The sequence below is a fragment of the Dietzia sp. DQ12-76 genome, assembly GCF_014145045.1.
Classification (GTDB): Bacteria; Actinomycetota; Actinomycetes; order Mycobacteriales; family Mycobacteriaceae; genus Dietzia.
The window spans coordinates 1-4,788 of record NZ_JAALDV010000245.1; the positions used below are offsets into that span (position 1 = coordinate 1).

At 71.2% G+C, this 4,788-nt stretch carries 7 protein-coding genes; all 7 read right to left on the reverse strand.

Annotated features, from left to right (window positions below):
• Nucleotides 1-270: Trp biosynthesis-associated membrane protein (locus G6019_RS09145; protein ID WP_309230198.1), on the reverse strand; the 270-nt coding region annotated here is incomplete at its 3' end.
• Complete coding sequence (locus tag G6019_RS09150) at nt 267-1,835, reverse strand: anthranilate synthase component I (protein WP_182612223.1); 1,569 nt, start codon at nt 1,833-1,835, stop codon at nt 267-269. The genes G6019_RS09145 and G6019_RS09150, both read right to left, overlap by 4 nt.
• The gene (locus G6019_RS09155) at nt 1,832-2,011 is read right to left on the reverse strand and encodes a tautomerase family protein (protein ID WP_017836066.1); all 180 of its coding nucleotides are present in this window, start codon (nt 2,009-2,011) and stop codon (nt 1,832-1,834) included. The genes G6019_RS09150 and G6019_RS09155 overlap by 4 nt, the downstream gene beginning before the upstream one ends.
• A 4-nt stretch (nt 2,012-2,015) precedes the next feature.
• Nucleotides 2,016-2,369 (reverse strand): phosphoribosyl-AMP cyclohydrolase, encoded by a 354-nt coding sequence (gene hisI / locus G6019_RS09160; RefSeq protein ID WP_107756288.1) that lies wholly within the window; start codon nt 2,367-2,369, stop codon nt 2,016-2,018.
• A complete protein-coding gene (gene hisF, locus G6019_RS09165; RefSeq protein ID WP_107756287.1) occupies nt 2,366-3,139 on the reverse strand; it encodes an imidazole glycerol phosphate synthase subunit HisF in 774 nt (257 codons plus the stop codon). The genes hisI and hisF overlap by 4 nt, the downstream gene beginning before the upstream one ends.
• Before the next feature lie 7 nt (nt 3,140-3,146).
• Nucleotides 3,147-4,061, reverse strand: a complete 915-nt coding sequence (locus tag G6019_RS09170) for an inositol monophosphatase family protein (RefSeq protein WP_107756286.1) — start codon at nt 4,059-4,061, stop codon at nt 3,147-3,149.
• 60 nt (nt 4,062-4,121) lie between these two features.
• A partial coding sequence (priA, locus tag G6019_RS09175) for a bifunctional 1-(5-phosphoribosyl)-5-((5-phosphoribosylamino)methylideneamino)imidazole-4-carboxamide isomerase/phosphoribosylanthranilate isomerase PriA (protein WP_182627467.1) occupies nt 4,122-4,788 on the reverse strand: 667 nt, incomplete at its 5' end.

A 4,788-nucleotide genomic window follows, 5' to 3' on the forward strand; every position in this document is an offset into this window, starting at 1 on the left:
GGCCAGGCCGAGCAGGGCGATGACGGCGCCGACCACCCGAGCCCCCGTTCCCCTCACCAGGGCCACCGCGGCCACCGCGGCCAGAGCACCCAACGCCACCGCGACCAGCGCCGGCTGCCACTGGGAACCCGTCAGGGCCCGTCGGACCTCGCCCGACTGGTCGTTGAACGCGACCACGTCCACCCACACCATGCGGGAGGCGATCCACAACAGGGCGGCTCCGAGCACCAGCAGGACCACCGGGAGGCGGAGACGTGTGCTCTGACTCACCGGCCCTCCCCCGTGGGGTGGGTTCCACCCGTGGACCCCGCGGGCCGCAGGGTGTCCGCGGCCGCGACGGCCCGGAGGACGGCCATGGCCTTGTTGCGGCACTCCTGGTCCTCCGACGCCGCGACCGAATCGGCGACGATCCCGGCACCTGCCTGGACGTAGGCGGTGCCGTCCTTGAGCACGGCGGACCGGATGGCGATGGCCTGGTCGGTGTTCCCGGCGAAGTCGAGGTATCCGACCACTCCCCCGTAGACGCCGCGACGGGTGTCCTCGAGATCCTCGATGATCTGCAGCGCGCGGGGCTTGGGCGAGCCCGACAGGGTGCCCGCCGGGAAGCAGGCGGTCACGGCGTCGATGCCCGTGCGCCCCTCCGCCAGACGACCTGTCACGGTGGAGACCAGGTGCATGACGTGGCTGTACCGCTCGACCTGACGGAACTCGGTCACCACGACGGAGCCCGGCTCGCAGACCCGGCCGAGGTCGTTGCGGCCCAGATCGACCAGCATCAGATGTTCGGCGTTTTCCTTGGCGTCCTCCACCAGGTCCTTCGCGAGCAGGACGTCGTGCTCGTCGTCGTCACCCCTCGGCCGGGTTCCGGCGATCGGGTGGGTCGTGGCCAATCCGTCCTTCACCGTGACAAGGGCCTCGGGGCTCGATCCCACGATGGTGAACGCGGTGCCACCGAAACCGTCGTCTCCCGACCCGTCCGGCACCGTCATCAGGTACATGTAGGGACTCGGGTTGGTGGTGCGCAGGATGCGGTAGACGTCCCTCGGCGAGGCGGAGGTCTCCACCTCGAAGCGCTGGCTGAGCACCACCTGGAAGGCTTCGCCGGAGTAGATCTGCTCGATGATGTCGGCCACCCGCGCGTGATACGTCGACTCGTCGGTGCGACGGATCACCTGCGGGTCCGGGGTGTCGAACACGCTGACCCCGCCGCCGCCCGGCGCCGCGAGCCTCGCCGTCATCGCGTCCACCCTGGCCACCGCGTCGTCGTAGGCCTGCTCGATCCGATCGTCGCTCCCGTCCCAGTTGACGGCATTGGCGATCAGGTGGATCCGGCCCTCGTGGTGGTCGAACGCGGCCAGGTCGGTGGCCAGCATCTGGACCAGCTCCGGAACGTGCAGGTCATCGGCGGTGTCAGGGGCGATCCGTTCGAGACGGCGCACGATGTCGTAGCCGAGGTACCCCACCAGCCCGGACGTCAGCGGTGGCAGGCCCGCGATCTGATCGGTTCGCAGCAGATCGAGGGTCCGGCGCAGGGCGTCGAGCGGGTCCCCTCCCGTCGGTGCGCCGGCGGGCACGTGTCCCCACCACATGGCCTCGCCCGTCTCGTCGACGGTCAGCGCGGCGGCCGAGCCACAGCCGATGAAGGACCACCGTGACCACGATCGACCGTGCTCGGCCGACTCGAGCAGGAAGGTCCCGGGTCGGTCGTCCGCGAGTTTGTCGTACGCGGACAGCGGGGTCTCGGAGTCGGCCAGCACCGTGCGCACCACGGGGACGACCCGGTGACCGGCGGCGAGCGCCCGGAACTGCTCGAAGGCGGTGGTCGTGGTACTCATCCGACGACCCGGCCGCCGATCCCGAACGAGTCGCGCGGCATGTCGTTGACGTGCACCCAGACTTTGGCCGGGTCCTTGCCCGAGGCCTCGGCGTAGGCGGCGGTGACGGCCTCGATCACCCGCGCCTTGGACTGCGGGTCCATCCCGTCGAGCTGGTTGATCTGGATGAAGGGCACAGGATCATTCCTCCCCGAGGAGTGTGTGGGTGTCAAAACAGCTCCGCGTGCCGTTGTGGCAGGCGGCCCCGGTCTGGTCCACCTTCAACAACACGGTGTCGCCGTCGCAGTCGATCTCCACGCTGCGCACGTGCTGGACGTGACCGGAGGTCTCCCCCTTGACCCACCGCGTCCCCCGCGAGCGCGAGAAGTACACCCCGCGCCGCGTGGCCAGGGTCTCGGCGAGAGCGGCGTCGTCCATCCACGCCATCATCAGGACCCGGCCGTCGGACGCGTCCTGCACCACCGCCGCGATCAGGCCGTCCGCGGTGCGCGTGAGCCGGTCGGCGACGGACGGGTCCAGGACCGGATCGCTCATCGGACCGTGACCCCCTCGGCCGCCATGGCCTTCTTGACGTCGCCGATGGTCATCTCACCGAAGTGGAAGACACTGGCCGCGAGAACCGCGTCGGCTCCGGCCGCGACGGCGGGAGCGAAGTGCTCCACCGCACCGGCCCCGCCCGAGGCGATCACGGGAATGGTCACCGCCGCACGCACCGCACGGATCATGTCCAGGTCGAATCCCGCCTTGGTGCCGTCGGCGTCCATCGAGTTGAGCAGGATCTCCCCCACCCCCAGGTCCTGTCCGCGACGGGCCCACTCGACGGCGTCGATGCCGGTGCCCCGACGGCCACCGTGGGTGGTGACCTCCCAGCCCGACGGCGTGGGTGGCTCTCCCTGGGGAACCGTTCGCGCATCGACCGACAGGACGATGCATTGCGAACCGAAGCGCCTGCTGAGCTCGTCGAGGAGCTCGGGACGCGCGATGGCGGCGGTGTTGACACTGACCTTGTCCGCGCCCGCCCGCAGGAGTTGGTCCACGTCCTCGGCGGTACGCACCCCGCCCCCCACCGTGAGGGGGATGAAGACCTGCTCGGCCGTGCGGGTGACCACGTCGAGCATGGTTCCGCGGCCCGAGGACGAGGCCGTGACGTCGAGGAAGGTCAGCTCGTCCGCGCCCTGCGCGTCGTAGGCGGCGGCCAGCTCGACCGGATCCCCGGCGTCCCGGAGGTCGAGGAAGTTCACGCCCTTGACCACGCGGCCCGCGTCGACGTCGAGGCACGGGATCACCCGGGTGGCGAGTGTCATACCCGGGTCACCGTTCCCCGTCGAGCCACGGGCGGTTGCCGTCCGGCCCGGGGGTGGCCCGGCGGCGTCCGGCCTCGAAGAAGTTCCCGGGCTCGCCCAGCTCGCGGATGGTGCCGAGCACCTCGGCGTGGGCCCGCGGGCCGGCCGCGAGGATCGACTGGGAGTCGATCGACCACGGCTCACCGGCCAGGTCGGTGACCACTCCACCCGCCGCGCGGATGTGGGAGGCGCCCGCCGCGTTGTCCCAGGCGTAGTTGCCGAAGCTCACGGCGGCGGACAACCGGCTCGAGCCCACGAACGACAGGTCGACTCCCGTCGACCCGAACTTGCGTGTGCGCGCGGCGTCGAGGGTGAGCTGCTCGAACACCTCCCGGCGGTAGGCCGGCGGATAGGTCGTGCGGGCCCCCGTGTTGAGCGACCCGAGGCCCAGCGCCACGTCGCGGATGGAGACGTCGGCGATCCGCGGGATCTCCTCGTCGTTCTCCTTGAGCGGACCCCCGGCGATCGAGGTGAACCGCATCCCGAGCAGCGGGAGCCAGGTCAGGCCCAGAACGGGCTGCCGCTCGTGAACCAGCGAGACGAGGATGCCGGTGGTGGGTATGCCGAGGGAGTAGTTGGCCGTGCCGTCGATCGGGTCGACCACCCAGAGGGTCCCCTCGTTGACCGGCGGCCCGCCGTACTCCTCCCCGTGGACCTCGAGGCCGGTCCCCTCGCGCAGGGCGTCGGAGATCCGGCGTTCGAGCTCGAGGTCGAGCTCGGTCGCGAAATCGTTGCGCGAGCCCTTGACGCGGGTGCCCTCGGCGCCGAGACCCTCGACGAAGCGGGGGGTGACCTCCTCGAGGACGCGGGCCGCCAGTGCCAGCGCCTCCGCGGGGTCGACGGACAGGTCCGTCGGCAGGGTGTTTCCGGTCTGATCGGTCATCTCGGGCCTCCTGCTCGAGGTCAAACGGTCGGATGGAGCCACCGGCTGGTCACCGGTGGCTCAGCGGGCGCTCACCGCGGCGAGCGCCTCGGGGAGGGTGAAACGGCCCGCGTAGAGGGCCTTGCCCACGATCGCACCCTCGACGCCCTGGGGCACCAGCGTCGCGATGGCCTCCAGGTCCGCCACGGACGACACCCCTCCCGACGCCACCACGGGCGCACCCGTGACCGCGCACACCTGGGAGAGCATCTCGAGGTTGGGGCCGTTCAGCATCCCGTCCTTGGAGACGTCGGTGACGACGTAGCGCGCGCAGCCGTCCTTGTCGAGACGCTCCAGCACCTCCCAGAGATTGCCGCCGTCGGACACCCACCCGCGGCCACGGAGTCGGGGTTCGCCGTCGATCACGCGCACGTCCAGGCCCACCGCGATGCGGTCCCCGTGGCGGGCGATCGCGGAGGCGCACCACTCCGGGTTCTCCAGCGCGGCGGTCCCCAGGTTCACCCGCGCGCACCCGGTCGCGAGCGCGGCCTCCAACGAGTCGTCGTCGCGGATCCCCCCGGACATCTCGACCCTGACGTCGAGCGCGCCGACGACCTCGGCCAGGAGCTCGCGGTTGGTCCCTCGACCGAAGGCGGCGTCGAGGTCCACCAGGTGGACCCACTCGGCGCCGTCCCGCTGCCACTGCATCGCGGCCTCGAGCGGCGAACCGTACGAGGTCTCGGTTCCG